General features: G+C 69.9%; 20 protein-coding genes and 1 tRNA gene. 5 read left to right on the top strand and 16 right to left on the bottom strand.

Going from position 1 to position 26,694, the window contains the following annotated elements:
• Window positions 1-58 precede the first annotated feature (58 nt).
• The 7 genes from H286_RS0110530 to H286_RS0110500 all read right to left on the bottom strand — a co-directional run bounded on the left by H286_RS0110530 (window position 59) and on the right by H286_RS0110500 (window position 4,906).
• Window positions 59-856: an amino acid ABC transporter substrate-binding protein gene (locus tag H286_RS0110530; protein ID WP_018186963.1), complete on the bottom strand. Its 798-nt coding sequence runs from the start codon at window positions 854-856 to the stop codon at window positions 59-61.
• A gap of 108 nt (window positions 857-964) precedes the next feature.
• Complete coding sequence (locus tag H286_RS0110525) at window positions 965-2,014, bottom strand: NAD(P)H-dependent flavin oxidoreductase (RefSeq protein WP_018186962.1); 1,050 nt, start codon at window positions 2,012-2,014, stop codon at window positions 965-967.
• Between the two features lie 73 nt (window positions 2,015-2,087).
• Window positions 2,088-2,777, bottom strand: a complete 690-nt coding sequence (gene rplA, locus H286_RS0110520) for a 50S ribosomal protein L1 (protein WP_018186961.1) — start codon at window positions 2,775-2,777, stop codon at window positions 2,088-2,090.
• Window positions 2,778-2,790: 13 nt separating this feature from the next.
• Window positions 2,791-3,222 (bottom strand): 50S ribosomal protein L11, encoded by a 432-nt coding sequence (gene rplK / locus H286_RS0110515; RefSeq protein ID WP_018186960.1) that lies wholly within the window; start codon window positions 3,220-3,222, stop codon window positions 2,791-2,793.
• A 186-nt stretch (window positions 3,223-3,408) separates the two neighbouring features.
• Window positions 3,409-4,416, bottom strand: coding sequence for a transcription termination/antitermination protein NusG (nusG, locus tag H286_RS0110510; protein WP_026302872.1), 1,008 nt, complete (start codon window positions 4,414-4,416; stop codon window positions 3,409-3,411).
• Window positions 4,417-4,522: 106 nt separating this feature from the next.
• On the bottom strand, window positions 4,523-4,789 hold the full coding sequence (gene secE, locus H286_RS0110505) for a preprotein translocase subunit SecE (RefSeq protein ID WP_018186958.1): 267 nt from the start codon (window positions 4,787-4,789) through the stop codon (window positions 4,523-4,525).
• Window positions 4,790-4,833: 44 nt separating this feature from the next.
• Window positions 4,834-4,906, bottom strand: a tRNA-Trp gene (locus tag H286_RS0110500).
• Window positions 4,907-5,126: 220 nt separating this feature from the next.
• Here H286_RS0110500 and H286_RS0110495 point away from each other — a divergent pair.
• Both H286_RS0110495 and H286_RS0110490 read left to right on the top strand, forming a co-directional pair.
• Window positions 5,127-6,944 carry an HSP90 family protein gene (locus H286_RS0110495; protein ID WP_020098125.1) on the top strand — a complete coding sequence of 606 codons (1,818 nt, stop codon included), beginning with the start codon at window positions 5,127-5,129 and terminating at the stop codon, window positions 6,942-6,944.
• Window positions 6,941-9,739 (top strand): hypothetical protein, encoded by a 2,799-nt coding sequence (locus tag H286_RS0110490; protein WP_020098124.1) that lies wholly within the window; start codon window positions 6,941-6,943, stop codon window positions 9,737-9,739. Before H286_RS0110495 ends, H286_RS0110490 begins: the two co-directional genes overlap by 4 nt.
• Window positions 9,740-9,791: 52 nt before the next feature.
• Here the strand turns inward: H286_RS0110490 and H286_RS0110485 are convergent, their stop codons facing one another.
• The 7 genes from H286_RS0110485 to gabT are packed head-to-tail and all read right to left on the bottom strand — an operon-like array spanning window position 9,792 to window position 19,306.
• Entirely contained in the window at window positions 9,792-11,156 is a 1,365-nt protein-coding gene (locus H286_RS0110485; RefSeq protein ID WP_020098123.1) for an NAD-dependent succinate-semialdehyde dehydrogenase, read from the bottom strand.
• 38 nt (window positions 11,157-11,194) lie between these two features.
• Complete coding sequence (locus H286_RS0110480; RefSeq protein ID WP_020098122.1) at window positions 11,195-12,655, bottom strand: NAD-dependent succinate-semialdehyde dehydrogenase; 1,461 nt, start codon at window positions 12,653-12,655, stop codon at window positions 11,195-11,197.
• On the bottom strand, window positions 12,652-14,214 hold the full coding sequence (locus H286_RS0110475) for an APC family permease (RefSeq protein ID WP_018186953.1): 1,563 nt from the start codon (window positions 14,212-14,214) through the stop codon (window positions 12,652-12,654). Before H286_RS0110475 ends, H286_RS0110480 begins: the two co-directional genes overlap by 4 nt.
• A gap of 17 nt (window positions 14,215-14,231) precedes the next feature.
• On the bottom strand, window positions 14,232-15,116 hold the full coding sequence (locus tag H286_RS0110470) for a universal stress protein (protein WP_018186952.1): 885 nt from the start codon (window positions 15,114-15,116) through the stop codon (window positions 14,232-14,234).
• Window positions 15,113-16,471 (bottom strand): flavin monoamine oxidase family protein, encoded by a 1,359-nt coding sequence (locus H286_RS0110465; protein ID WP_020098121.1) that lies wholly within the window; start codon window positions 16,469-16,471, stop codon window positions 15,113-15,115. Before H286_RS0110465 ends, H286_RS0110470 begins: the two co-directional genes overlap by 4 nt.
• On the bottom strand, window positions 16,464-17,945 hold the full coding sequence (locus H286_RS0110460) for an amino acid permease (RefSeq protein ID WP_020098120.1): 1,482 nt from the start codon (window positions 17,943-17,945) through the stop codon (window positions 16,464-16,466). Before H286_RS0110460 ends, H286_RS0110465 begins: the two co-directional genes overlap by 8 nt.
• A 2-nt stretch (window positions 17,946-17,947) precedes the next feature.
• Window positions 17,948-19,306 carry a 4-aminobutyrate--2-oxoglutarate transaminase gene (gene gabT, locus H286_RS0110455; protein ID WP_028497486.1) on the bottom strand — a complete coding sequence of 453 codons (1,359 nt, stop codon included), beginning with the start codon at window positions 19,304-19,306 and terminating at the stop codon, window positions 17,948-17,950.
• A gap of 94 nt (window positions 19,307-19,400) precedes the next feature.
• On the opposite strand from gabT, the gene H286_RS0110450 reads away from it, so the two are divergent.
• Window positions 19,401-20,933: a PucR family transcriptional regulator gene (locus tag H286_RS0110450; RefSeq protein ID WP_020098118.1), complete on the top strand. Its 1,533-nt coding sequence runs from the start codon at window positions 19,401-19,403 to the stop codon at window positions 20,931-20,933.
• Window positions 20,934-21,149: 216 nt separating this feature from the next.
• On the opposite strand, the gene H286_RS0110445 is transcribed toward H286_RS0110450, so the two are convergent.
• Window positions 21,150-22,622 carry a helix-turn-helix transcriptional regulator gene (locus H286_RS0110445; protein WP_020098117.1) on the bottom strand — a complete coding sequence of 491 codons (1,473 nt, stop codon included), beginning with the start codon at window positions 22,620-22,622 and terminating at the stop codon, window positions 21,150-21,152.
• A 123-nt stretch (window positions 22,623-22,745) separates the two neighbouring features.
• Here H286_RS0110445 and aceA point away from each other — a divergent pair, with 123 nt between their 5' ends.
• The gene (aceA, locus tag H286_RS0110440; protein ID WP_020098116.1) at window positions 22,746-24,062 is read left to right on the top strand and encodes an isocitrate lyase; all 1,317 of its coding nucleotides are present in this window, start codon (window positions 22,746-22,748) and stop codon (window positions 24,060-24,062) included.
• Window positions 24,063-24,105: 43 nt separating this feature from the next.
• Window positions 24,106-25,731 carry a malate synthase A gene (gene aceB / locus H286_RS0110435; RefSeq protein ID WP_020098115.1) on the top strand — a complete coding sequence of 542 codons (1,626 nt, stop codon included), beginning with the start codon at window positions 24,106-24,108 and terminating at the stop codon, window positions 25,729-25,731.
• A gap of 19 nt (window positions 25,732-25,750) precedes the next feature.
• Here aceB and H286_RS0110430 read toward each other — a convergent pair whose 3' ends face one another.
• On the bottom strand, window positions 25,751-26,677 hold the full coding sequence (locus H286_RS0110430) for a glycoside hydrolase family 43 protein (RefSeq protein WP_231370957.1): 927 nt from the start codon (window positions 26,675-26,677) through the stop codon (window positions 25,751-25,753).
• Between the last annotated feature and the right edge of the window lie 17 nt (window positions 26,678-26,694).

Raw genomic sequence — 26,694 nt, 5'->3', positions numbered from 1 at the left:
CAGGGAACGGGCTCGGCGGTCGCGTTACCGCGCCGCGCCGAGCCCGTCGACACGAATGTCACTCGGTGACGTCGGCCCCGAAGTACTTCTCGCTGATCTTCGCGAGGGTTCCATCTTCGCGCAGGTCGTCCAGCGCACCGTCGATCTTCTCGATGAGCGCCTTCTTGCCCTTGGTCGTGACGACGGCGCTCTTGGCGGGATCGGTCTCGGCGGCGATCTTCAGCCCAGTGGGACCGTCGGTCTTCTCGTAGTCGAGGAAGGTCAGCTTGTCGTTGACAGTCGCCTCGACGCGGCCCTGGCGCAGCAGCTCGACAGCCTGCGCCCAGCCCTCGATCGGGGTGACGTCGGCACCGGCCTCTTCGGCGAGCTTGTAGAAGTTGCTCGTGAGGGACTGCGCTGTCTTCTTGCCCTCGAGGTCGGCGAAGCTCGAGATCGAGTCGTCGCTGTCCTTGACCACGACGACGCTCGGCGACACCGTGTACGGCTCGCTGAAGAGGTACTTCGCCTCGCGCTCGGGGTTGATCGAGACCTGGTTGGCGATCACGTCGACGCGACCCGCGTCGAGCCCGGCGAAGATGCCGTCCCACTGCGTCTCCTTGAACTCGATGTTGAGGTCGAGCTTCTTCGCGACGGCTTCGATGATCTCGACGTCGTAGCCGACGAGCTTGCCGCTCTCGTCGTGGTAAGTGAACGGACGGTACGTGCCCTCGGTCGCGACGGTCAACGTACCGCCCTTGGCGAGACCGAGGTCGTCACCACCGGCGCCGGGAGCATTCGAGCTCGAGGAGCAGGCGGTCAGAGCCAAAACGGCGCTGAGGGCGAGGGCTCCGAGGGCGGCGGTACGACGACGGGACATGGGTCTCCTTGGTGAGGGGGAAGGGGAGGCACGCGAAGGCTGTGGCCCGCACGGACCCCCAGTACAACACGCATCCGCGTGAATGATTCCCGCAGGTGACGGACTGTGTCAGCGGGATGCCGGCGGAAGCCCCGCGGCGAGTTCGGCGAAGACCTCGCCCACGTCACCCCGGTGCGACAACCCCGCGGCCTGACCGGCCCAGAGCGAGATGAGGTCCGCGTCGTGAGGCGCAGCGGTGCGGAACGCGGCCGTCAGCCAGTTCTGTGCCGGGAAGGGTGCGATCGCGCCCGCAGCCTCGATGGTCCGGACGGCCCGATTCGGGATGCCGCGGGCCAACCGCCCGCTCATCGCCCGCGTCAGCACGGTGTCCGTATCGGCCGCTGCGCGCAGCGCCGTCCGATGCGCGTCGGAGGCCGCAGACTGCCGCGTCTGCAGGAACGCGCTCCCCACCTGGACGCCGGCCGCACCGAGCGCGAACGCGGCCGCGACGCCCCGTCGGTCGGCGACGCCGCCGGCCGCGATGACGGGTACGTCCACAGCGTCCACCACCTGCGGCACGAGCGCAAACGTGCCGACGAGCGATTCCTCCGCCCGGCGCAGAAAGCTCACCCGGTGACCGGCGGCTTCCGCGCCGCTGGCGACGACCGCATCCACTCCCCCCTCCGCCAGCGCGGCGGCCTCGGCGACCGAGGTGGCGGTTCCCACGACACGGATGCCGCGGCGATGCGCCTCGTCGACGATCTCGGCCGCCGGCACGCCGAACACGACGCTGAGCACTGCGGGGGCGGCATCCCACACGGCCTCGAGCTGCTCGCCGAGGTCGGGGAGGAAGGTATCGGGGAGGACGGGCGCCGCCGCACCCGCTGCCGCCAGAAGCGGCGCCACGGCGACCCGGGCGGCATCGAGGTCCGTCTCAGCGGGCGAGACCTCGTCACCCGTCGGGAGCCAGAGGTTCAGTGCGAACGGGCGGTTCGTCGCGGCGCGGAGAGCGGACGCCGTCTCGCGGATGCGGGCGCCGGAGTAGCCGTAGAGCCCGAACGAGCCGAGACCCCCGGCGTCGCTGACTGCCGCGGTCAGCGCGACCGAGGACAGACCGCCGAACGGCCCGAGCACGATGGGGGCGTCGATGCCGAACAGCGTCGGGATGTCGCGGGTCACGCGACGACGCTATCAAGGCGGGAACGACGAAGGGGCCCCACCCGGAGGTGGAGCCCCTTACTGTCTGGACGACTCAGACGAGAGCGTTGACGTCCAGCGGGATGCCAGGACCGAACGTGGTCGAGATGGCGCCCTTCTGGATGTAACGGCCCTTCGAGCTCGAGGGCTTCAGACGCACGATCTCTTCGAGCGCGGCGTTGAAGTTCTCGTTGAGCTGGTCCTCCGAGAAGGACGCCTTGCCGACGACGAAGTGCACGTTGGCGTGCTTGTCGACGCGGAACTCGATCTTTCCGCCCTTGATCTCCTCGACGGCCTTGGCCGGGTTGGGGGTCACGGTGCCGGTCTTCGGGTTCGGCATGAGGCCACGGGGTCCGAGGACCTTTCCGAGGCGACCGACCTGGCCCATGAGCTCCGGGGTCGAGACTGCCGAGTCGAACGCGGTGTAGCCACCGGCGACCTTCTCGATGAGCTCGGCGCCACCGACCTCGTCCGCACCAGCGGCGAGAGCGGCTTCAGCGGCGGGACCGGTCGCGAAAACGATGACGCGGGCGGTCTTGCCGGTGCCGTGGGGCAGGATGACCGTGCCACGGACCATCTGGTCCGCCTTGCGCGGGTCGACGGCGAGCTTCAGCGCGACCTCGACGGTCGAGTCGAACTTGGCCGAACCGGTCTCCTTGGCGAGGGCGACAGCCTGCTCGGAGGAGTAGAACGTGGAGCGGTCGATCTTGGCCGCTGCTGCTTCGTAAGCCTTGGACTTAGCCATTGTTCTGTTCCCCTCAGCTCTCGACCGTGATGCCCATGGAACGGGCGGTGCCGGCGATGATCAGCGAGGCGGCCTCGATGTCGTTGGCGTTCAGGTCGGGCATCTTCGTCTCGGCGATCTGGCGAACCTGATCCTTGGTGAGCTTCGCGACCTTGGTGGTGTGCGGGGTCGCAGAACCCTTGGCCACACCGGCGGCCTTCTTGATGAGCTCCGCGGCGGGCGGGGTCTTCAGGATGAACGTGAAGCTGCGGTCCTCGTAGACGGTGATCTCGACGGGGATGACGTTGCCGCGCTGCGACTCGGTCGCGGCGTTGTACGCCTTGCAGAACTCCATGATGTTGACGCCATGCTGACCGAGCGCGGGGCCGATCGGCGGCGCCGGGTTGGCTGCACCGGCGTTGATCTGAAGCTTGATCAGGCCGGTCACCTTCTTCTTCGGTGCCATTTCCTCTTCCTTTCACGAGCGAGGCGGATGCCTCGTTCTCCCACGCTCCCGGCGGATCCGGGTCGTGGTGGTGTCTGCGCGCACGACGAAACGGCGCACAAACCACATGAGTCTACCGCATCCGGCATCCCCCAGCATGACGAAGGCCCCGCCGGAGCGGGGCCTTCGCATCGCGCGATGCTGCGCTTACTGCTTGGTGACCTGATCGAACGACAGCTCGACCGGCGTCTCGCGCTCGAAGAGCGAGACGAGGACGGTGAGCTTGCCGCTCTCGGGCTTGATCTCGGAGATCGATCCGGGCAGGCCCGCGAACGAACCCTCCTTGATCGTGATGGTCTCGCCGATCTCGAAGTCGACCTCGGTGATGACCGAGCGGGCCTGCGTGGCGGAGCCCTTCGTGGCGGCGCCACCCTTGGCGGGCGCGACCTCCTTGGCCTCGACGAGCGGCTTCAGCATGTTGAAGGCCTCTTCGAAACGCAGCGGCGTCGGGTTGTGGGCGTTGCCCACGAAGCCGGTGACACCGGGGGTGTGACGCACGACGGACCAGGTGTCCTCGTTGAGCTCCATGCGGACCAGCACGTAGCCGGGGATCCGCACGCGGTTGACCATCTTGCGCTGGCCGTTCTTGATCTCGACGACGTCCTCCATGGGGACCTCGACCTGGTAGATGTCGTCCTCGACCTCGAGCGTGGACTTGCGCTGCTCGATGTTGGCCTTCACCTTGCGCTCGAAGCCGGCGTAGGAGTGGATGACGTACCACTTGCCCTCGAGGGAGCGGAGCTCCTGGCGGAACGCCTCGTACGGGTCGTCGGAGGTCTCGTCCTCGTCGTCGCCGAGCTCGGGACCGTCGTACGGAGCCACCTCGTCGGCGGCTGCCGCGGCGCGCTCTTCCTCTTCGTCGGCGAGAGACTCGGTGAGCACCTCAGCGGCGGCCTCGGCCTCGTCGGCCTGGTCGATCTCGAGCGCGTCGTTGACGATACGGTCTGCCTCGGGGTCTTCGATCACGACGGCATCCTCTCCGGTCGGCTCGTCCTCGACGGGCTCGTCATCCTCGATGTGCAGGGCGGCGTGCTCGGCGGACTCGGCGGAACGCTCCTGGCTCGCCAGGACGTTGCCCTCCTGGGCTTCGTCGTCCTCGCTGGACTGCTCTGCGGCGGTCGACCAGTCGGCGTCGTCCACATATCTCTCGGTCACGTGATTCACTTCCCTGCAGGTTCGGCTTCGATGTTCAGCGGCGACAGCGGGTGCGTCCGGTTGCCCGGGATGCCGCCCGTCACCGCGACGGATGGTCGTCCGGTCGTCAGCTCGGTACGCCGAAGACGACGTCGACGACCCAGGTGAAGAGCAGGTCGAGGCCGTACACGATGGCCATCACCACCACGACGAAGCCCAGGACGACGAGCGTGAACTTGACCAGCTCCTGGCGAGTCGGCGTGACGACCTTGCGAAGCTCGGCGACCACCTGGCGGATGAAGAGGGCGATTCGCTGGAAGAAGTTGAGCTTCTTCTCACGGGTGGCGCCGCTGCTGGCAGCGACGACCTCGCCGTTCGGCTCATCCTGGACCATTCAACCCACCTGTTGCTCGGTTCGAGTCAGCTGACGCTGACGCGCAGGGCGGACAGGAATCGAACCTGCAACCTGCGGTTTTGGAGACCGCTGCTCTGCCAATTGAGCTACCGCCCTAAGGTCTTGCGACCCGGGAATCCGCATCCTGCCGGGCCCATGGGCACGGCAAAAGAATGCAGACAACTGCGTGGACAAGCATACGGCATGGCTCGGAGGGTGGCGAACGCGCGGCATCCCTCGTCGCCGTCGGGCGCCGTCGGTAGGCTTGATCGGCCGTCCCGCAGCCGGTGCATCGGGGGGTGCGGCATCGGACGAACGACGACTACCGAGGAGCGCGGTGACCGACAGTACTGCCGCCCAACAGTTCCAGGTCGACCTCCGCGGAGTCATCGACCTGCTGAGCCGCCACATCTACTCGAGCCCGCGGGTGTTCCTGCGCGAACTGCTCCAGAACGCCGTCGACGCGATCGCGGCGCGACGGGCGCTCGACGGGGGCGGCGGCCGCATCCGCATCACACCCGTCAGCGACGGGTCGACGGAGTTCGTGATGCGCGACGACGGCGTGGGTCTCACCGAGACCGAGGTCGCGGACCTGCTCGCGACAGTGGGACGCAGCTCGAAACGCGACATCTTCGATCTGCCGCGCGGCGACTTCCTGGGGCAGTTCGGCATCGGGATGCTGTCGTGCTTCATGGTGTGCGACACGATCGTCATCCGCTCACGGAGCGCCGCCGGATCGGCTGCCGTCGAGTGGACCGGCCACTCGGACGGCACCTTCACCGTCGCGCCGTACGCCCAGGACATCCCGGTCGGAACGAGCGTGCACCTGACTCCGCGCGCCGACACCCGGGCGCTCCTCGGCACGAGCACCGTCATGGAACTCGCCGAGACGTTCGGCCGGTACCTGCCGCACACGGTCGTCGTCGACCTCCCCGGCGGCGGCGAGACGACCGTGACCGAACCGGCGCCCTTCCTCGACGGCGACGTGGAGCGACAGCTCGCCTACGGCCGCGAGCTCATCGGCGCCGAGCCTCTCGACGTCATCCCGCTGCACGTGCCGGGAACGCAGACGCGGGGCGTGGCCTTCGTCCTGCCCTTCGCCCCTCCCCCGACGGCACGTCAGAGCACCCGTGTCTACCTGCGGCGGATGTTGCTGACCGAGCGCGCCGACGAGCTGCTGCCCGCCTGGGCGTTCTTCGCCCGGGCCGTCGTCGACTCCGGCTCGCTGCACCCCACCGCCAGTCGGGAGTCGCTCGTCGATGACGACGCGCTCGAGCAGACCCGGCAGGAGATCGGCGAGGCGATCCGCCGCTGGATCCTCGACGCAGCACTGCAGGACCCCCTGCGGCTGTCGCAGTTCGTGTCGATCCACGAGGTGGCCCTCAAATCGCTCGTCCGCCACGACGACGAACTCGCCCGGTTCATCGTGCGATGGCTGTCGGTCGACACGACCGCCGGGCGGTTGCGCATCGAGGAGATCGCCCGCCGTTTCCCGCTGGTGCGCTACGCCGAGAGCGTCGACGAGTTCCGCCAGGTCGCCAGCATGACCTCTGCCGGCGGCATCCTCGTCAACGGCGGCTACCTCTACGACGCGGACCTCGTCCGCCGGATCCCGGAGCTGTTCCCCGGTGTCGAGGTGGAGCGCGTCGACGTCGTCGGCGAGATCGACCGTCTCGATCTGGCGCCGCTCGACGACCGCGCTGCGGCGACCGCTCTCGAAGACCGGGCCCGGGCCGCACTCGAGGACGTGGTCGTCGCCGTCCGCACCTTCGAGCGTCCGGAGCTCCCGGGTCTGTTCGTCGCCGACCCCGAAGTCCTGCGCGCACTCGATCGCGGCCGGGCACGCAGCGCCGGCGGGGCCCTGTGGGGCGGCGTCCTCGACCGGGCCGCGAGCGTCGTGTCGGGCCGCGGGGCGGAGGAGCCTGCCGCGCGACTCTGCCTCAACTGGACGAACCCGGTGATCCGCAAGCTCGCCGCGACCCCGGCGGGTCGCGTGTTCGACCTGAGCGTGCAGCTGCTGTACGTGCAGTCGCTGCTCGCGGGCCACCACCCCCTCGGACCGCGCGACCGCACGATGATGTCGACCGCACTCTCGGAGCTGGTCGACCGCGCGATCGACACCGACATCCCGCCCGCGACAGAAGGAGCCTCATGACCGGCTATGCCACCCGCATCCGATCCCTCTTCGACGAGATCGACAACACCCCGTGGGGCCCGCAGGAGCAGGCCCTCGTCGCACAGGCGGTCGCGCTGGCCCAGGAGAGCGGCGACGAGCGCCTGGAGTACGAGGCCCGCCTGCGGCAGACCTCGAGCGCCAACATGGGTGGCGACACCGACCTCATGCTGACGTCGTTCGCGTGGTGCCTGGCCCACCACGACGCCGACCCGGAGCGGTTCCCCGCCGAGGTCGACGGCGCCGGCGACGTGCTGTGGCAGTACAAGTGGATGGCGAGCGCCCTCGGCAACTCGCCGGAGTTCCCCTCCGAGCAGATCGCCGCCGTGCTCGACGACATGGAAGCCCACTATCAGCGCGCGGGCGTCGGTCCCAGCGGGGTGCTCATGGCCCGATTCGAGGATGCCTGGGCCGCGGGGCGCATCGACGAGGCGACGGAGCTGCAGCGGACGCTCGAGGCGACCCCCCGCGACGACTACAGCCACTGCGACGCGTGCGTGCGCAGCCAGTTCGCCGGGTTCTTCATCGAGACCGGCCGCGAGGAGGACGCCATCCGTCTCGTCGGCGAGATGATCGAGAACGGCTTTTCGTGCGGCGAAGAGCCCGAGCACGCGCTGGCGCGCATCCTCCTCCCCTACCTGCACGCGGGGATGCTCGACGAGGCCCGAACCGCGCACCTGCGCAGCTACCGCCTCGCGAAGGACAACCCCGACAACCTCGCGATCGTCGCGAAGAACGTCGTGTTCTGCGCCGTCACCGGCAACGAGGCGCGCGCCCTCGCCCTCGTCGAGCGCCACCTGCCGTGGCTCGTCCACGACGGTCTCGACGCCGACGGACACGGCACGGCCCTCGGCGCGTTCGCACTGGCCCTCGACGCCGTCGCTGCGGCCGGCCACCCGGAGCTCACCGTCCGCGGCTCGGACGCGGAGAACCTGGTCCCCGTCTTCGGCGAACACGACGGCCCGTGGCGCGTCGACGACCTCGCGACCGCCGCCTGGGCCGCCGCGGGCTCGATCGCCGACGCCTTCGACCGCCGCAACGGCACGGACGCCCACACCCGGAACCTCGAGCGCCTGCGCGAGATCGGCACGGAGCGCTACGACGTGCCGATCCGCTCGCACGACTTCTCGACGGTGGTCGCGGCAGCTCCCGTCCTCACGCGGGAGGACCGGGTCGCGCGCGCCGTCGCCCTCGCACACGCCGGCTCGTCCGCCGCGATCGACCCGCTCCGCGACCTGTTGACGGATGCCGATCCCGCTGAGCGCGGGACACTTTCGTCCCACCTGCTGGGCGGCCTCGTCGCCACCGATCGGATCGACGAGGCCGAGGCGTTCCTCCCCGAGCGCCTGGCCATCCTGCGCGCCGCCGGCCACGCCGAGCAGGCCGATCTCGAGGACCGCCTCGGCCTGATCCTCTTCGGGAAGGATCTGGCGGAGGCCGGCGACGCCCTCCGAGCCGAGGCGGCCGCCGCTGTCGGCGCTCCCCCCGCGGTCCGGGCCGACCTGGTCGCGACGCTGGCGGTCGCGAAGATGTATGAGGGATCGTTCGCAGAGGCCCGCGACGACGCGCGCGAGGGCGTGCGCCTGTTCCTCGAGGCCGGCGACGCGGTGCGCGCGCAGGGCGTGCGACTGCTCGCGGTCGACGCCGCGGCATCCGCGTCGCTCTTCGACGATGCCCGCGCCGATCTGGACGCACTGCTCTCGGAACCGATCAGCGACGGCCGTCGGGCGCGGGCTCTCGCGGCGAAGGCCCGCCTGCACGGCGTGGCCGAGGAGTTCGCCGAGGGCGCGGCCGCCGCAGACGAAGCGGTGAGACTGCTCCTCTCGCTGGGCGCGGACGACCTGCGCGTCGGCGAGGCCTTCGTCCTGGCCGGAGCCCTGCACGAGGACGCGGGAGCCGCTTCCCTCGCCGCGGGTCGCTACCGATCCGCCGTCGAGCGGTTCGAATCGGCGGGTGCTCCCACGGCCGATCCGCGGTACCGGCTGGGCCGGGCCATGATCTCCGCCGGGATGCCGGAGGAGGCGGTCGACGCGCTCCACCAGGTCCTCTCGGACGAGACCGCCGCTGAGGTGCCCGCCGGATCGCGCGCGATCACGGTGGGGCTTCTCGCCGGGGCCTACGAGGGCGCCCGCGACTTCGGGAACGCCGTCGGAGCGTGGGGCTTCGCCGCCGACCTCCACGAAGAGGCGGGCGAGGCCGAGGGCCAGGCCTTCGCGCTGGTGGCGCAGGGCCGCCACCTCGGCAACTTCGGCGAGTACGACGACTCCGTGATCGCGCTCGACACCGCCATCGCACTGATCGCCGGCCGCGAGGAGCAGATCGGCCTGCACGCCGAGGCGCTCCACCTGCTCGCGCAGGCGAAGATGCAGCGCGGCGACGAAGACGCGTTCGACGTCATCGACCAGGCGCTGGCGCTCGGTCGCGCCAACGAAGCGCACTGGTACGTCGCCGACGTGCTCGACACGCGCGCCCGCCTGCTGGCCGCGCGTCAGCGCACCGACGAAGCGGTCGCGACCGCACTCCAGGCCGCGGACGGGTTCGCTCAGGCCGGCGACGCCGGCTCGGGCGCCGGTTCGGAACTCCTCGCCGCCCGGCTGCTCGTCGGCGCCGAGCGAGCGGCCGATGCCGTCCCGCTCTACCGGGCCGCCATCGAGCACGCGACCACGAGCGAGAACGAGCCGCTCCGCCAGCAGGCGGCGCTGGAACTCGGCGACGTCTACGAGGGTCTCGGTCGCCACGGCGACGCCGCGGAGGTCCGCGCGACGACCTCGGCCTGAGCGGGAACGGTGAGGGGCGGCATCCGATCGGATGCCGCCCCTCACGACTCGTTCAGCCGATGCGGACGAGCTTCTTGTTGACGAACTCGTCGGCTGCCAGCAGGCCCAGCTCACGGCCGGTGCCGCTGCGCTTGATGCCGCCGAAGGGCAGGCCCGGCTCGTCGGCGAGGACGAGGTTGACGTAGACCATGCCCGCCTCGATCCGGTCGGCGACGCGGGTCGCCTGCTCGGGGTCGGTCGTGTAGACGTAGGACCCGAGGCCGAACGGGGTGTCGTTGGCGACGCGGACCGCCTCGTCCTCATCGGCCACGCGGTAGACGACGCCGGCGGGACCGAACAGCTCCTCGCGGTAGACGTCCATCTCGGGGGTGACGTCCGTCAGGACGGTCGGCGCGAAGAACGCCCCGTCGCGCGTGCCGCCGGTGACGATCGTCGCGCCCTGGGCCGCGGCATCCTGGATCTGCTTCTCGAGACGCTCGGCCGCAGCGACCGACGAGAGCGGGCCGAGGACGGTGTCGGTGCTCCACGGGTCGCCCACCGATGCCGCCGACATCTTCGCTGTGAACGCCTCGACGAACGCGTCGTACAGGCCGTCGACGACGATGAAGCGCTTCGCGCCGTTGCAGGACTGGCCCGTGTTGTCGAGACGCGCGTCGACGGCGGCCTGCGCGACCGCGTCGATGTCGTCGGCCGACAGCACGATGAACGGGTCCGAGCCACCGAGCTCGAGGGCGACCTTCTTGAGGTTGCGTCCGGCGACCTCGGCGACGGCGGCGCCGGCGCGCTCCGACCCCGTCACCGATGCACCGTGCACACGCGTGTCCGCGATCACGTCGGCGGCCTGCTCGTTCGTGAGGTACACGTTCGTGTAGACCCCCGCCGGGAAGCCCGCATCGCGATAGATCGCCTCGATGGCGGCCGCCGACTCGGGACACTGCGGTGCGTGCTTGAGCAGGATCGTGTTGCCGACCGCGATGTTGGGGGCGGCGAACCGGGCCACCTGGTAGTACGGGAAGTTCCAGGGCATGACGCCGAGGAGGACGCCCAGCGGGGCCTTGCGGATGACGGCGGTCCCCTCCCCCTCGATCGGGATCGGCGCGTCGGCGGTGATCTCGTCGATGTGGTCGGCGTAGTACTCGGTGATGTCGGCGGCGAAGTCGACCTCGCCGAGGGCACCGTCGATCTGCTTGCCCATCTCGCGGACGATGATCTTCGCGAGGTCCTCGCGCCGCTCGCGGTGCAGCTGCGCCGCACGGCGCAGGAGGTCGGCGCGCTCGGTGGGAGTGGAGGTCCGCCCCCACCCCCGGGCGGCCTCGTCGGCGGCCCCGAGGGCGCGCTCCACCTCGTCGGCGGTGGCGGTGGGGTACGTCGCGTGGGTCTCGCCGGTGGCGGGGTCGATGACGGCGTAGTCGCTCATGATTCTCTCCAGTGATTCCGGTCGGTCAGGGGATCCGGTCAGGCCGGGATCAGGGTGTACTTCACGTTCAGGTACTCGTGGATGCCTTCGAGGCCACCCTCGCGGCCGATGCCCGACTGCTTCACGCCGCCGAAGGGCGCTGCCGCGTTCGAGACGACACCGACGTTGAGCCCCATCATCCCCGTCTCGAGGCGGTCGATCATGCGGTGCCCGCGGGCGAGGTCCTGGGTGAAGACGTACGAGACGAGGCCGTACTCGGTGTCGTTCGCGAGGCGCACGGCCTCGTCCTCGTCCGAGAACGTGCTGATGGCGAGGACCGGGCCGAAGATCTCCTCGCGGAGGATCGCACTGCCGGGGACGACGCCTTCGACGACGGTCGGCTCGTAGAACGTGCCGGGTCCTTCCAGGGCGTTGCCGCCGACGACGATGCGGGCCCCCCGCTCGACGGCGTCGCCGACGAGGTCCTTCGCCTTCGACACCGCACGGTCGTCGATGAGGGGTCCGATCTGCACGCCGTCCTCGGTACCGCGACCCACGGTCATCTCGCGGACCCGGTCGGCGACGCGGCGCGAGAACTCGGCGGCCACCGACTCGTGCACGATGAAGCGGTTCGCCGCCGTGCAGGCCTGGCCGATGTTGCGGAACTTCGCGAGCATGGCGCCGTCCACCGCCTTGTCGAGGTCGGCGTCGTCGAACACGACGAACGGGGCGTTGCCGCCGAGTTCCATCGAGACGCGGAGGACACCCTCGGCGGCCTGCGCGATGAGCTTCTGGCCCACCGGTGTCGATCCGGTGAAGGACAGCTTCCGCAGTCGCGGGTCGGCGATGATCGGCCCGGAGACCGCGCCCGACGATGCCGTGGTGATGACGTTGACGACACCGGCGGGGACGCCGGCTTCGGCGAGCAGTTCGACGAAGAACAGCGTCGTCAGAGGCGTGAGTTCGGCGGGCTTGATCACGACGGTGCAGCCGGCGGCGAGCGCCGGGGCGATCTTGCGGGTCGCCATCGCGAGCGGGAAGTTCCACGGGGTGATGAAGAACGACGGCCCGACGGGACGCTGCGAGACGACGATGCGCCCGGTCCCTTCGGGGTTCATGCCGTACCGGCCCGAGATGCGGACCGCTTCTTCGCTGAACCAGCGGAGGAACTCGCCGCCGTAGGCGACCTCGCCACGGGACTCGGCGAGCGGCTTGCCCATCTCGAGCGTCATGAGGAGCGCGAGGTCCTCCTTGCGCTCCTGCACCAGGTCGAACGCCCGGCGGAGGATCTCGCTCCGCTCGCGGGGGGCGGTCGCCGCCCAGGCCTCCTGCACGGCGACGGCGGCATCGAGGGCGCGGATGCCGTCGGCCGGGGACGCGTCCGCGATGCTGCGGATGACCTCGCCCGTCGACGGGTCGACCACGTCGAGGGTCTTCGCCCCCTCGGCATCCACCCACTCACCCCCGATGAAGAGCTGGTTCGGGATGCGGGACAGGAGGTCGGACTCGCGGGACGTCATCGGAGGGTCTCACTTTCTGCGCGCAGCTTTCGCGCGCTGGGGGGTGCGTCGAGGGACAGGGTCTGGCCACGGAAGAACGCGGGACGACGGATCGACTGCCAGATCATCGTGACGATCCCGACGACGATGATCAGCATGCCGAGGATGAAGACGATCCCGACGCCGAAGATCTGCGAACCGGACCCGTAGGCGGGGTCCATCGAGTCGACGAGGGTCGTCACGAACAGTACGGCGAGGATCACGCCGCCGATCAGTGGGAAGAGGAACGTGAAGAACACGTTTCTCACCGAGTCGAACCACTGCTTGCGGAAGTACCAGACGCACGCGAAGGCCGTGATGCCGTAGTAGAAGCAGATCATCATGCCAAGGGTGAGGATCGTGTCCCACAACGTGTCCTCGCTGACGATGCGCATCACGGCGTAGAAGGCGGAGGCCACGATCGCGGAGACGACGGTGGCGTAACCCGGCGTGAAGAACCGCGGGCTGACCTTCGCAAACGAGGGTGGCAGGGCGCCGTAGTGCCCCATCGCCAGGAGCGTCCGCGCGGGTCCCACGAACGTGGACTGCAGCGAGGACGCGGAGCTCGTGAGGACGGCGAGGGAGACGAGGAAGGCGAGCGGCCCGAGCACCGGATCGGACAGGAAGAAGAACACGTTCGCCTGGATGTCCTCGTTGCCGAGGCCGAGCTCCCCTGTGCCGACGCCGGCGAACATGATCATCGCCACCGCCAGAAGCAGGTACAGCGAGACGATGGTGATGACCGTGACAGTGGCGGCTCGACCCGGCGTACGCTCGGGGTCCTTCGTCTCCTCGTTCATCGTCAGCGTGACGTCCCACCCCCAGAAGATGAAGATCGACAGCGAAAGCCCGGCGGCGAAGGCACCGAACGAGGACACCGCGAACGGGTTGAACCATTCGAGGTCGAACGGTTGCGGGTCGAATCCGCCGCCGCTGACCGCCTGGACGATCGCGACGACCGCGAACAGGACGAGCACGGCGATCTGGAACGTGACGAGGACGTACTGGAGCTTCTGCGTCGTCTGCATGTCGCGGTACGAGATCCACGTGGCGGCGAGCATGAACAGCAGACAGACGCCGATGTTGATCGGCAGGATGAACGCCAGGTCGGCGATCCCCGGGTTGCCGGTGATCTGGGAGATCAGGAGGAAGAGGAACTCCACCGCGACTCCCGCGAGGTTCGACAGCACGAGGATCGTCGCGACGACGAGGCCCCAGCCGGCCATCCATCCGATCCACGGACCGAAGGCGCGGGTTGCCCACGTGAACGACGTCCCGGCATCCGGCATCCGGTTGTTCAGTTCGCGGTAGCCGAAGGCCACCAGCAGCATGGGGATGAACCCCACGAGGATGATCGCCGGGATCTGCGAGCCCACGACGGAGGCCGTCGGCCCCACGGCGGCCGTGAACGTGTACGCCGGCGCGATGCAGGAGATGCCGATGACGACAGCCCCGATGAGGCCGATCGTCCCGGCGCTGAGGCCCTTCTTCGAGAGGCCGCCGTCGGCGACGGGGGCCTTCTCTGCTGCGTGCTGGCTCATCGTCGAGCTCCTTCGGGTCAGCGGGACGGGTCGGTGGTACGGGTACGGGGGACGACGACCATCGGGACCGGGATCTCGCTCAGGAGCTTCGCGGCGACGGAACCGAGGAAGAGGCGGCGCGGCTGGGCGAGCCGGCTCGACCCGACGAGGATCAGTTCTCCCGGCAGCCAGTCGAGGTGCGCGACGGCGTCCTCGATGCTGTCGCCCTTGGCGGTCACGATGTCGGCGCGGACCCCCTCCGGGATCGCCGCGAGCACATCGGTGAGGACCTGCTCGGCGTGCGCCGCGCCGGCGAGGCGGATGACACCCGTGTCGACGGATGCCGGCAGGTCGACCGTCACGAGCGAGACGAGCCGCAGCGAGGCACCGGTCGCCGAGGCGAGGGCGACGGCCTCCTCGAGGAGGACGTCCGCTCCGGCACGCGTGCCGACGGCGACGGTGAGGCGTGGGACACCGGCATCCGTCACCCGCTTGCGGGCACCGCGCGGCACGAGGACGACCGGCACGTCGGAGGAGTGCAGGAGCTGGCTCGTCGTGGAACCGAGCCGGTGCCGTCCGCGGGCGCCGCCGTCTGCCGCACCGACGACGAGGTGCGTCGCGCCGAACTCGTCGGCGGCCTCGACGAGCCCCTCGGCGAACGACTCGGCGTAGCGCGCGTGCTCACGGTGCACGACGCCCGTCTGCACCGACGCGGCGGCCTCTGCGAGCCAGGACTCCGCCTGACCGAGCAGGTACCGATCGTACGAGGCGTCGGGCGGGGTGATGACGCTCCGCCCCTCCCCCGGCAGGACGAGGACGATGTCGAGTTCGGATCCGGATGCCGCCGCGATCCCGCCCGCGACGGCCACCGCATCGCGGCCCGCCTTCGTCGCGGTGTACCCGACGACGATGCGGCTGCTCATACCCGGCCGTCCGCGAGGATGTTCCGCGCGGCGAGGCGTCCCATGCGGATCGCGCCGTCGACGTGCTGGTAGCCGGCACCGGCGATGTCGCTGCACGCGAACTGGATCGGGCCTACCGGGGTGCGGACGTCGGCGCCGTAGCGGTGCAGACCACCGAGGTCGAAGCTGGCCGCGTACGCGCCGCGGGTCCACTCCTCGGTGCCCCAATCGCTCTCGTAGTAGACGACGGGGTCCTTCGCCTCGGGACCGTAGTAGTGCGACAGCGACTCGAGGATCCGTTCCTTGCGCTCCTCCGCGCTGAGGCGGAACATGTCGTCGGCGTTCCGGTCCGAGACGAAGCCCACGAGCGTCCCGCGCGGGTCGTCGTGGTTCGTGTTGTCGTACGCCTCGTGGCAGATCTCGTACGGGCTGAACGCGGTGCCCGAGAGCCCCTTCTCGCGCCAGAACGGCATCTCGTACACGGCGTGGACCTTGATGACGAAGCCCATCGAGATGTGCTGGTGCATCTGGTGCTGCAGGCGCGGCATCGGCGGGACGAAGGAGATGCGGTTGTAGAGCACGGGTGCGACGGCGAGGACGGCGCTCCGGGCGCGGACCGTCAGTCCGTCCGCGTGCGCCGTGACCCCGGCATCCGACCACTCGATGGTGCGGACGGGACGGTTCAGGAAGACGTCGTCGCCGAGCCGCTCGGCCAGGAGGACGGGAACCTGCTGGAGTCCTCCGACGACGCGCTTGTCGAGGATGAAGTCCGCGTCGACGAGGTGCGAGTAGCTGCCCGCGCTCGCCGCCATGAGCAGCGACTGCAGCAGCGAGAACGCGTGCGTGGGCTTGGTGAGCATGGCGGATCCGGTCGCGAACGCGAGGTTGCGGACCGCCTCATCGTCGTCGGTCTGCTGGCGCAGCCACGCATCCCACGTGATCGTGTCCCACTCGGCGGCCTTCGGGTGCGCGAAGGGACGGTCGGGGTCGATCTCGGCGACCATCGCGTCGAGACGCCGGGTGATCTCGTCGATCGTCCGTTCGGTCTCGGGGCTCACGGGGAACATCTCCCCCGTGAAGCGCGAGACGGTGCCGTCGGGTCCGACGTAGACGCTGTCTCCTTCGCGGTAGCGGCTGAAGGTGTCGAGACCCAGCTCGGCGACCGTGTCGATGAGCGCGTCCTGGTCGGGCGAGACCCACTGCCCGCCGAGCTCGAGCATGGCGCCGTCGATGACGTCGGTCCACAGACGCCCGCCGACGCGCTCGCGCGCCTCGAGGACGGCGACGGACAGGCCGGCCTTGCGCAATTCGTTCGCGGCGGTGAGGCCGGCGGCGCCGGCGCCCACGATGACGACGTCTCGGGTGATCTCAGTCATTCACGACTCCTTCGTTGGAGGGGATGCGCTCGTTCGACGCGTGGTCGGGACGGCGACGGAGGTTGCGACGAACGAGCGGCCAGAACACGAGCAGCACAGCCGTGGCGATGAGACTCGTCCACACCTGCGACCGGCCGGACTCGGACGTCAGCATGACGGCCACGACGGCGGCGATGGCCGCGATGAGGAGGATGTTGAGCCACGGGTGCAGCCATACCTTGAGCTTCAGCTTCGCGACCTCGTCGGGGGTCATCTTCTGCCGCAGACGCATCTGCGTGAGAGCGATGAAGACGTAGACGAACAGGGCCACGAGACCGGCCGAGTTCATGATGAAGTCGAAGATTCCCGAACTGGGTGCGACGAAGTTGACGAGCGTCGCGATCAGTCCGCCGATGGTGGAGGCGAGCAGCGCGATGACGGGGACGCCCGTTCGCGAGCGGGTCGCGACGACCTTCGGGGCGAACCCCTTGTCGGCGAGGGCGGCGAACATACGCGACGCCGAGTAAAGCCCCGAGTTGAGCACCGAGATGACAGCCGTGAAGATGACGAGCTGCATGATGACGTCGGCTCCGGGGATGCCGAACTTCGCCAGCGCGATCGTGAACGGCGCATTCGCGACGTCGGTCGGCACGGGGAGCTCGTCCCACGGGACGACGGTCACGATGACGAGGACCGAGCCGACGAAGAAGAGCAGGATGCGCCAGATGATCGTGCTCGTGGCCTGCCGGATGCCCTTGGCGGGATCGACCGATTCGGCCGAGGCCATGACGGCGATCTCCGTGCCGAAGTACGAGAAGATCACGAGCGCGACGCCCGTGAAGGCCACGCCGATGCCGTTGGGGGCGAAGCCGCCATGCTCCCACAGGTTGGGGACGGCGACCGTCGCGTTCGGCCAGAGCCCCAGGGCGAACAGGATGCCGGCGCCCAGGAACACGACGATGGCGAGCACTTTGATGCTCGCGAGCCAGAACTCCACCTCGCCGAAGGTCCGCACCGAGATGACGTTCGTCCCCACGAAGATCGCGATGAGGATGAGCGACCACGCCCAGGACGGCAGGGCGGGGATCCAGGTGTTCATCGTCTCGCCGCCGAGCACCGCCTCGTAGGCGAGGACGCCGACCCAGAAGTACCAGTAGAGCCAACCCACGAGGTAGGCCGCCCAGTCGCCCAGCCCGACGCGGGCGTACTCCATGAACGACCCGATCGCGGGACGGGATGCCGCCATCTCGCCGAGCATGCGCATGGCGAAGAACACCAGGAGGCCGCCGACGAGGTAGGACAGGACGGCCGCGGGGCCGACCGTCCGGATGACGTTGCCGGAGCCGACGAACAGACTGGCGCCGATGATCCCGCCCAGGGTGATCATCGTCACGTGACGCGAACGGAGCTTGTTCGAGCGCGCTTTGGTGACCGCTCCGAGTCCCGCCGAGGTCTCAGGCGAGACGGGATTCGACCAGTTGTCCGTACCCGCCATACTCAGGCCTTCCCCAGCGCCTCTGCGAGGACGTCGAGGCCCTCCGCCAGGAGCTCGTCCGAGATGGACAGCGGCGGCAGGAACCGGATGACGTTGCCGTAGGTGCCGCAGGTCAGGACGATGACGCCCGCCGCGATGCATGCCTTCGCGATCGCCCCGGTGAGCGCGGCGTCGGGGGCCCCCGTGGTCGGATCGACGAATTCGGCGGCGATCATGGCGCCCAGTCCGCGCACCTCGCCGATGCGGGGATCGGATGCCGCAAGCTCGCGGAGCCGCGTCGTCAGGACCTTCTCGATCTCCTGCGCCCGCTCGATGAGGCCGTCGTTCTCGAACGCGTCCATCGCAGCGAGAGCGGCGGCGCAGGCGACGGGGTTGCCGCCGTAGGTGCCGCCGAGGCCACCGGTGTGCGTGGCATCCATGATGTCGGCGCGTCCGGTGACCGCGGCCAAGGGCATTCCCCCAGCGATGCCCTTGGCCGTGGTGATCAGGTCCGGCGCGATGCCGAAGTGTTCGCTCGCGAACATGGCGCCGGTGCGGGCGAACCCGGACTGCACCTCGTCGGCGATGAAGACGACGCCGTTCTCGCGGCACCAGTCGACGACGGCCGAAAGGAAGCCGTCGGCGGGGACGACGAAGCCGCCCTCGCCCTGGATGGGTTCGATGATGACGGCGGCCAGGTTGTCGGCACCGACCTGCTTCTCGATCATCGAGATCGCGCGGGCCGCGGCATCCGCCCCGGACAGTCCGTCGCGCAGCGGGTACGAACCGGGCACGCGGTAGATCTCGGAGGCGAACGGACCGAAGCCGCTCTTGTAGGGCATCGACTTCGCGGTCAGCGCCATCGTGAGGTTCGTGCGGCCGTGGTACGCGTGGTCGAACGCGACGACGGCCTGCTTGCCGGTGAACTTGCGGGCGATCTTCACCGCGTTCTCGACCGCCTCGGCGCCGGAGTTGAACAGCGCGCTCTTCTTGGCGTGGTCTCCGGGAGTAAGCCGGTTGAGGGTCTCGGCGACCTCGACGTACGACTCGTACGGCGAGATCATGAAGCAGGTGTGAGTGAGCTGCGCGGCCTGCGCGGCGATCGCCTCGACGACCTTGGGGTGGGCGTTGCCCACCGTCGTGACGGCGATACCGGAGCCGAGGTCGATGAGCGAGTTGCCGTCGGCGTCGAGGACGACGCCTCCGCCGGCGGCGACGGCCGCGATCGGGACGGTGTGACCGACGCCCGCAGCGACGGCCTCGGCCTTGCGTGCGAGGAGCTCCTGCGAACGGGGGCCGGGGATCGCGGTCTCGAGGCGGCGTTCCTGCGGAAGGGACGGTCCACCGAGGGGCGTGCTGACGGGAGCGATCGAGGTACTCATGCGGCGAGCGTAGAGGTGTGCGCGCGTGCGGTCACTCGCCATTGCGTCTATTCTCGGCGCAGGACTGTACGCGTCGTACACCGGAGAGGCCGATATGGTGGCACGGGATGCCGATCCCACCCTGCGCGCCCTCATCGGTCGGGGGGAGCTGAGACTACGGCTCGCGGGCGCCGAGGCCGATCTGCCGCCGGGCGCCCTCGACCGGGCGACGCGGTGGGTGCACAGCTCCGACCTCGACGATCCGACCCCGTTCCTCGCCGAGGATCTCGTGCTCCTGACGACCGGGACGCAGTTCCCCACCGGCATCCGCTACCCCTTCGACGCTTACGTGGGGAGACTCGTCGACCGCGGTGTCGCCGCACTCGGGTTCGGGACCGAAGTGGTGCGCGACGGCATCCCGCCGGGACTCGCCGTCGCCTGCCGCCGTGCGAACCTGCCGCTGTTCGAGGTGCCCTACAGCACGCCGTTCATCGCCGTCGCGCGCGCCAACGCCGAAGCCGTCGCCGCCCAGGCGTACGCGCGGCGCAGCTGGGCGCTGTCGGCGCAACGCGCGATCGCCCTCGCGGCGCTCCGGCCCGACGGACTCGACGCGACGATCGCCGAGCTCGCCCGTCAGCTCGACACGTGGGTGGGGATGTACGACGCGGCTGGCGAGCTCGTCCGCGAACACCCCGCCGGCGCCCTCTCGGAGGGAGCGGCGGGAGCACTCCGAGCCGAAGTCGGGGCGGTGCTGCGACGCGGAGCGCGCGCCGGTTCGTCGTTGCGCTCCGACTCCGACGCGTTCACGCTGCAGACCCTGGGGCGCGGCGGAGAGCTGCGCGGCGTCCTCGCGATCGCGGCGGGCGAGCTCGACCGCGCCGGCCGAGACGTCGTCACGGCCGTCATCGCGATGGCGGGCCTCGCCCTCGAACAGCACCAACGACTGTCGCGCGCCCGCAAGGCGCTACGGTCCGGGATGGTGCGCTCGATGCTCACCGGCGACCCGGGCCTCGCCCGGCAGATCTCCCGCGACGTGTGGGGCGCCCTTCCGCCCGCGCCGGTCGTGGTCGCGGTGACGGATGCCGCCGGTCGGCGCACGGACGCCCTCCTCGACCTGCTCGAGCTGCGCGCCGAGGAGCGCCACGGCGGTCTGTTCTTCGGCAGCGTCGACGACGACGTCGTGATCGTGGTCCCGGCATCCGCTGCGCCAGTACTCGAGGAGTTCCCGGAACGGTTCGACGTGCGCCTCGGCCTGTCGGAGCCGGCACCCTACGCCGAATTCGCGCGCGCCCTCGACCAGGCCCGCGCGGCACGGGGCCGCGCCTCGGGCCCGGGGATCGTGAGGTTCGAAGAGGTGCAGGCCCGCGGCATCCTCTCGGCCCTGTCGGCAGGGCAGGCGTCGACGGTCGCCGCGGCGTACCTCGACCCGCTCCGCGAACACGATCGCTCGCACGGCGCCCGGCTGGAGGAGACCCTGCGGGCCTGGGTCGTCGCCGACGGCTCGAACGACGCCGCCGCGACCGCGCTCGGGGTCCATCGGCACACCGTCCGCACGCGCCTCGCCGCCGCCGAGCGCATCCTCGGCGTCGACCTGTCGTCGTTCGCCGCCCGCGCCGAGCTGTGGGCGGCCTTGCACCTCGGGCGGTGAGGGCGGGGCGAGCGTGTCGTGTGGCGCGGCGCGGGGCTGAACGACGGAGATCTTCGCGGCACGCGGGGTTCGCGGGGTCGTTCCGCGGCGTGTCCCGCCGGATCTCCGCCGTTCGTGCCACCGGGGAGTCCTCCACCCCCGCGGCGCTCCGACACGCCGGGGAACGGATGCCGCACCGCGGCGCGTCGCGCAGATCGCCGCCGTGCGACCCGAACCTCACTCCGGCGCGTGCGCCTCGAGGAACTCGTACAGGTCGGTCGTGTCGACCCCGGGGAAGGCTCCGGTCGGGAGGGTCGCGAGCAGGGTGCGGGGCGTCCGGACGTTCGGCCACGCCTGGTCGCGCCACGTGCGCTCGAGCTCGACCGGGGGACGCCGGCAGCAGACCTCGACGCCGTGGCGCGACACCCCGCGGTTCGGCGTCTCGCGCCCGATGAACCACTTCGTGTCGTCGAAGCGGACGCCGACGCTGACCGAATGAGCGCCGTCGCTCGAGGACTCCACACGGGCCGTGCACCAGTACGTCCCGTTGCCGGTGTCGGTGTACTGGTAGTACGGGTTGAACTTGTCGGGGATGTCGAAGACGACCCGGCTCGTCCACCGCCGGCAGCACAGCTGCCCCTCGATCGAGCCGAACCGGTCGGCGGGGAAGTTCACGTCGTCGTTCTCGTACGCCTTCGTGATCGTGCCCGATTCGTGCACCTTCAGGAAGTGGACCGGGATGCCGAGATGCCGGGTCGCGAGGTTGGTGAACCGGTGCGCGGCGGTCTCGTACGAGACCGAGTACGCGTCGCGCAGGTCTTCGATCGAGATCGCGCGGCGCGTCTTCGCGTCCTGCAGGAACGCCGTCGCGTGCGACTCGGGCACCATGAGCGCGCCGACGAGGTAATTGGTCTCGACGCGCTGGCGGAGGAACTCGGCGTACGAGGTCGGCTCCGCCTGCCCGAGGATGCGACCGGCGAGCGCCTGCAGCACCGGCGTCCGCGAGTCGCCGCGGCCTGGGATCGTGCTCGAGAGGTACAGCCGCCCGGTGCGGTTGTCGGCGACGGAGCGGGTGGATGCCGGCAGGTCCGACACGTAGTGCAGCGAGTACCCGAGGTGCGCCGCGATCTCGGACGCGGTCCGCTGCGTGAGCGGCCCGCCGGGGTGGTCGACGGCCGCGAGGATGGCTTCGGCCTGCTCCTCGAGTTCGGCGAAGTAGTTGTCCTGCCTGCGCATGAGGTGCCGCAGCTCCACGTTCGCCCGACGTGCCTCTTCGGGTGTCGCGGAGCGCTCGTCGTTCAGCCGCTCGATCTCGCCGTGGAGTGTCAGCAGCGTCTCGAGGACGCCGTCGGGGACGGACTTCCCGATACGGAAGGGCGTGATGCCGAGAGCCTGGAACGTCGGTCCCTTCATCGCGCGCTCGAGGGAGATCTCGAGGGTCGCGCGCTCGTCGAGCGGCTCTGCCGTCAGGAGCGCGTCGATCGTCGTGCCGAGGGCCCGGGCGATCGCCTGGAGCAGTGAGAGCTTCGGCTCGCGCTTGCCGGTCTCGATCATCGACAGCTGGCTCGGCGCTCGCGAGACGGAGGCCGCCAGCTCGTCGAGGGTCATCCCGCGCGCCGTGCGCACCTGTCGCACGCGCCGCCCGATGCTCAGCGCGTCCGGTCCGTGATCAGCGGATGCCGCATCCGCCCGATCTTCATCGATCGTCATGACGGGGAGTGTGTCACGGCAGCAGAAGATCGCGCAATCTTCCCCTCCTGAATCGTCTCGCAGTACGGCCTTCTTCTCGCACAGTGGTGTCACGACCCGCTCCCGACCCCTCAGGAGGACGCCATGACCTTCCCCACCACCCCGCTGGCCCATCCGATGCGCGCCGGAGATCAGACGCAGAGCGCCGCCGACCTGCAGGCCGAGTGGGACGCCGACCCGCGCTGGGACGGCGTCGAACGCACCTACAGCGCCGAGGACGTCATCCGGCTGCGCGGGTCGGTCCGCGAAGAGGCGACCCTCGCCCGTCGCGGCGCGGAGAACCTGTGGAACCTGCTGCACACCGAGGACTACGTGAACGCGCTCGGCGCGTACACCGGCGGCCAGGCCGTCCAGCAGGTGCGCGCCGGACTGAAGGCGATCTACCTCTCGGGGTGGCAGGTCGCCGCCGACGGCAACCTCGCGGGCCAGACGTACCCCGACCAGAGCCTGTACCCCGCCAACTCGGTGCCGTCCGTGGTCCGCCGCATCAACAATGCCCTGACGCGGCAGGACCAGATCGAGCACGCCGAGGGCGGCGCGACCCGCGACTGGCTCGCTCCGATCGTCGCCGACGCCGAGGCCGGATTCGGCGGCCCCCTCAACGCGTACGAGCTGGCGCTGTCGATGATCCAGGCGGGGGCCGCCGGCATCCATTGGGAGGACCAACTCGCCAGCGAGAAGAAGTGCGGCCACCTCGGTGGCAAGGTGCTCGTTCCGACGCAGCAGCACATCCGCACGCTGAACGCGGCCCGGCTCGCCGCGGACGTCGCGGGGGTGCCGACGATCATCATCGCCCGCACCGACGCGCTCGCCGCCGACCTGCTCACGAGCGACGTCGACCCGCGCGATCAGGGATTCACGACGGGCGAGCGCACGGCCGAGGGCTTCTACCGGGTGCGCCCCGGACTCGACGCCGTCATCAGCCGCGGCCTCGCCTTCGCCCCGTACGCCGACCTGCTCTGGGTCGAGACTGGCGAGCCCGACATCGAGCTCGCCCGCGCCTTCGCGGCGGCGATCCACGAGCGCTTCCCGGGCAAGCTGCTGGCCTACAACTGCTCGCCGAGCTTCAACTGGAAACGCCATCTCGACGACGAGCAGATCGCGACCTTCCAGCGCGACCTCGGCGAGCTGGGCTACGCGTTCCAGTTCATCACCCTCGCGGGCTTCCATGCTCTCAACCACTCGATGTTCGACCTCGCGAAGGGCTATGCGGAGAGCGGCATGACCGCGTACGTGGCCCTGCAGGAGGCGGAGTTCGCCGCCGAGAAGCACGGCTACGCCGCCACCAAGCACCAGCGGGAAGCCGGAACCGGCTACTTCGACCTCGTCTCCACGGCGCTCAACCCCGACAGCGCCACCCTCGCCCTGGTCGGATCGACCGAGACGGCGCAATTCCACTGACACGACCGGATGCCCCGGCATCCCCTTTCTCCAGGAGTACGACATGACCCTCATCGACACCCCTCCCCCCACGACGACCGCCCTGACCGTACGCGGACCGCTGCGCGAGCGGTACGAGGAGATCCTCACGCCCGGCGCCCTCGACTTCGTCGCGCAGCTTCACGAGCGGTTCGGCGGACGCCGCCACGACCGTCTCGCCGACCGGATGCGGCGCCGTTTCGAGATCGGCAACGGTCAGGATCCGACCTTCCGCTCCGACACCGCGCACATCCGGGACGACCCGGACTGGCAGGTCGCCGGAGCCGGCCCCGGCCTCGAGGACCGCCGCGTCGAGATCACCGGCCCCACCGACCCGAAGATGACGATCAACGCGCTGAACTCGGGTGCCCGCGTGTGGCTCGCCGACCAGGAGGACGCCACGAGCCCCACCTGGAAGAACGTGATCGAGGGGCAGCTGACGCTCCGCGACGCGATCCGCGGCGAGCTGAGCTTCACGAGCCCCGAAGGGAAGATCTACGAGGTCATCGCGGAACGGACGCCGACGATCGTCATGCGTCCGCGCGGGTGGCACCTGCCCGAGAAGCACATCGACGTCACCGACCGCTCGGGCCGGACGCTCGCGGCATCCGGTTCACTCGTCGACTTCGGCCTCTACGTCTTCCACAACGCCGAACGCCTGATCGCCGACGGCCGCGGCCCCTACTTCTATCTGCCGAAGATCGAGTCGGCCGAGGAGGCGAAGCTGTGGGACGACGTCTTCACCTTCAGCGAGCGGTTCCTCGGGATCGCCCACGGCACGATCCGGGCGACGGTGCTGATCGAGACGCTGCCCGCCGCGTTCGAGATGGAGGAGATCCTCTTCGAGCTCCGCGACCACGCGGCGGGACTGAACGCCGGCCGCTGGGACTACATCTTCTCGATGATCAAGAACTACCGCGGCCGCGGTGCGCGCTTCGTCCTGCCGGACCGCAGCCAGGTGACCATGACCGTGCCGTTCATGCGGGCTTACACCGAACTGCTCGTCCAGACCTGCCACAAGCGGGGCGCCTTCGCGATCGGCGGCATGAGTGCCTTCATCCCGAATCGGCGCGACCCCGAGGCGACCCGCACCGCGTTCGAGAAGGTCGCCGCCGACAAGAAGCGCGAGGCGGGCGACGGGTTCGACGGCACCTGGGTGGCGCACCCCGACCTCATCCCGGTGGCGCAGACCGAGTTCGACGCCGTCCTCGGCGACCGCCCGAATCAGGTCGATCGCCGACGGGACGAGGTCCACGTGTCGCCCGCACAGCTCATCGACTGCCACATCGGGTTGCCGATCACCGCAGCCGGTGTCCACGGCAACGTATCGGTCGCGATCCGGTACATCGAGGCGTGGCTGCGGGGCCTCGGGGCGGTCGCGATCGACGGACTGATGGAGGATGCGGCGACCGCCGAGATCAGCCGTTCGCAGATCTGGCACTGGATCCACCAGGACCTGTCCACCGAGGACGGCACGCGCATCACGCGCGACTACGTCGAGGGCCTCGTCGCGCAGGTGCTCGACGAGGCGATCCGCCACGACGGCGACCGGTTCGACGACGCCGCACAGGTGTTCCGCGAGGTCGCGCTCGACGTGGACTTCCCGGCGTTCCTCACCCTCGGCGCCTACGCGCGATTCCTCGTGGAGTGACCCGCCGTCGGGGTGACCGTCAGCCGAGGTCGACGGCCACCCCGCCGGACGCGATGCGGATGGGCGCGACGTGCAGGCCGCGATAGATGTACTGCTCGTCCCAGCCGTGGAAGACGAGCACATCGCCGTCGGCGGTCGACACGACGTCCTGGCCTCCAGGACCACGGAAGGCTCCGTCGCTGCCGGAGGTCGTCAGGATCGGCTCGGGCTGCTTCCGATACGGGCCCTCGAGCTCGTCCGACCAGGCCGCACCGACGGCGTACGAGTCGCCGCCGTAGTCATTCGCCGAGTAGAGAAGGGCGTAGCCCCCGTCGCGGGCGACCAGTGTGGGTGCTTCGACGAGAGCCCCCTCCCACGGCTGGTCCTGCGCGAGGAGGGCGACGGGTGCGGCGGCCAGCGACAGCCCGTCGGCCGCCAACGGGGCCATCATGAGCCGTGTGTCGAGGGCGCAGCAGTTTCCGTCCGTTTTCCACAACAGGTAGCGGGTGCCGTCCGGGTCGTCGAAGGTGGCGGCGTCGATCGCGCCGCCCTCCTCAACGGGACACACGAGCGGCTCGTCGGATGCCGGGACGAAGGGCTCGTCGAGCGACGGCGCGACGGCGACGCCGATGCACTGCCGACCCGACGCAGCGTGCTCTGCGGTGACGTACATGACGTATTCCTCACCGAGAGCCGTCACCTCGGGCGCCCAGGTCCGCCCGGGCGACGCCCACGCCGGCAGCGTCGGCAGCGCATCGCGCCGTTCGACCGTCCAGCTCTCGAGGTCGGCCGACGTTGCGACGCGGATGTTCAATCCGTGGCTCCCGGTGGCGAACGCGGCGTACCCGGAATCGGTCGACACCACGTCGGGATCGGGGAAATCCTCGTCGAGCACGAAACCCGTTCCGGATGCCGAGTCCGCGGAGGGCGCCGGCGCGGACTGCGACGCGGCGCCGCAACCGCTCATCGCCAGCACCCCCACGA

It is taken from the genome of Microbacterium sp. 11MF (assembly GCF_000383475.1).
Taxonomy (GTDB): domain Bacteria; phylum Actinomycetota; class Actinomycetes; order Actinomycetales; family Microbacteriaceae; genus Microbacterium; species Microbacterium aquilitoris.
Note: the sequence above shows the minus strand (reverse complement) of the source record. Positions and strands in the feature narration are given on the sequence as shown.

Coding starts and splice junctions, on each gene's coding strand:
- H286_RS0110530 (WP_018186963.1), bottom strand. CDS start 856: ATGTCCCGTCGTCGTACCGCCGCCCTCGGAGCCCTCGCCCTCAGCGCC.
- rplA (WP_018186961.1), bottom strand. CDS start 2,777: ATGGCTAAGTCCAAGGCTTACGAAGCAGCAGCGGCCAAGATCGACCGC.
- rplK (WP_018186960.1), bottom strand. CDS start 3,222: ATGGCACCGAAGAAGAAGGTGACCGGCCTGATCAAGCTTCAGATCAAC.
- secE (WP_018186958.1), bottom strand. CDS start 4,789: ATGGTCCAGGATGAGCCGAACGGCGAGGTCGTCGCTGCCAGCAGCGGC.
- H286_RS0110490 (WP_020098124.1), top strand. CDS start 6,941: ATGACCGGCTATGCCACCCGCATCCGATCCCTCTTCGACGAGATCGAC.
- H286_RS0110485 (WP_020098123.1), bottom strand. CDS start 11,156: ATGAGCGACTACGCCGTCATCGACCCCGCCACCGGCGAGACCCACGCG.
- H286_RS0110480 (WP_020098122.1), bottom strand. CDS start 12,655: ATGACGTCCCGCGAGTCCGACCTCCTGTCCCGCATCCCGAACCAGCTC.
- H286_RS0110475 (WP_018186953.1), bottom strand. CDS start 14,214: ATGAGCCAGCACGCAGCAGAGAAGGCCCCCGTCGCCGACGGCGGCCTC.
- H286_RS0110470 (WP_018186952.1), bottom strand. CDS start 15,116: ATGAGCAGCCGCATCGTCGTCGGGTACACCGCGACGAAGGCGGGCCGC.
- H286_RS0110465 (WP_020098121.1), bottom strand. CDS start 16,471: ATGACTGAGATCACCCGAGACGTCGTCATCGTGGGCGCCGGCGCCGCC.
- H286_RS0110460 (WP_020098120.1), bottom strand. CDS start 17,945: ATGGCGGGTACGGACAACTGGTCGAATCCCGTCTCGCCTGAGACCTCG.
- gabT (WP_028497486.1), bottom strand. CDS start 19,306: ATGAGTACCTCGATCGCTCCCGTCAGCACGCCCCTCGGTGGACCGTCC.
- H286_RS0110450 (WP_020098118.1), top strand. CDS start 19,401: ATGGTGGCACGGGATGCCGATCCCACCCTGCGCGCCCTCATCGGTCGG.
- H286_RS0110445 (WP_020098117.1), bottom strand. CDS start 22,622: ATGACGATCGATGAAGATCGGGCGGATGCGGCATCCGCTGATCACGGA.
- aceA (WP_020098116.1), top strand. CDS start 22,746: ATGACCTTCCCCACCACCCCGCTGGCCCATCCGATGCGCGCCGGAGAT.
- aceB (WP_020098115.1), top strand. CDS start 24,106: ATGACCCTCATCGACACCCCTCCCCCCACGACGACCGCCCTGACCGTA.
- H286_RS0110430 (WP_231370957.1), bottom strand. CDS start 26,677: ATGAGCGGTTGCGGCGCCGCGTCGCAGTCCGCGCCGGCGCCCTCCGCG.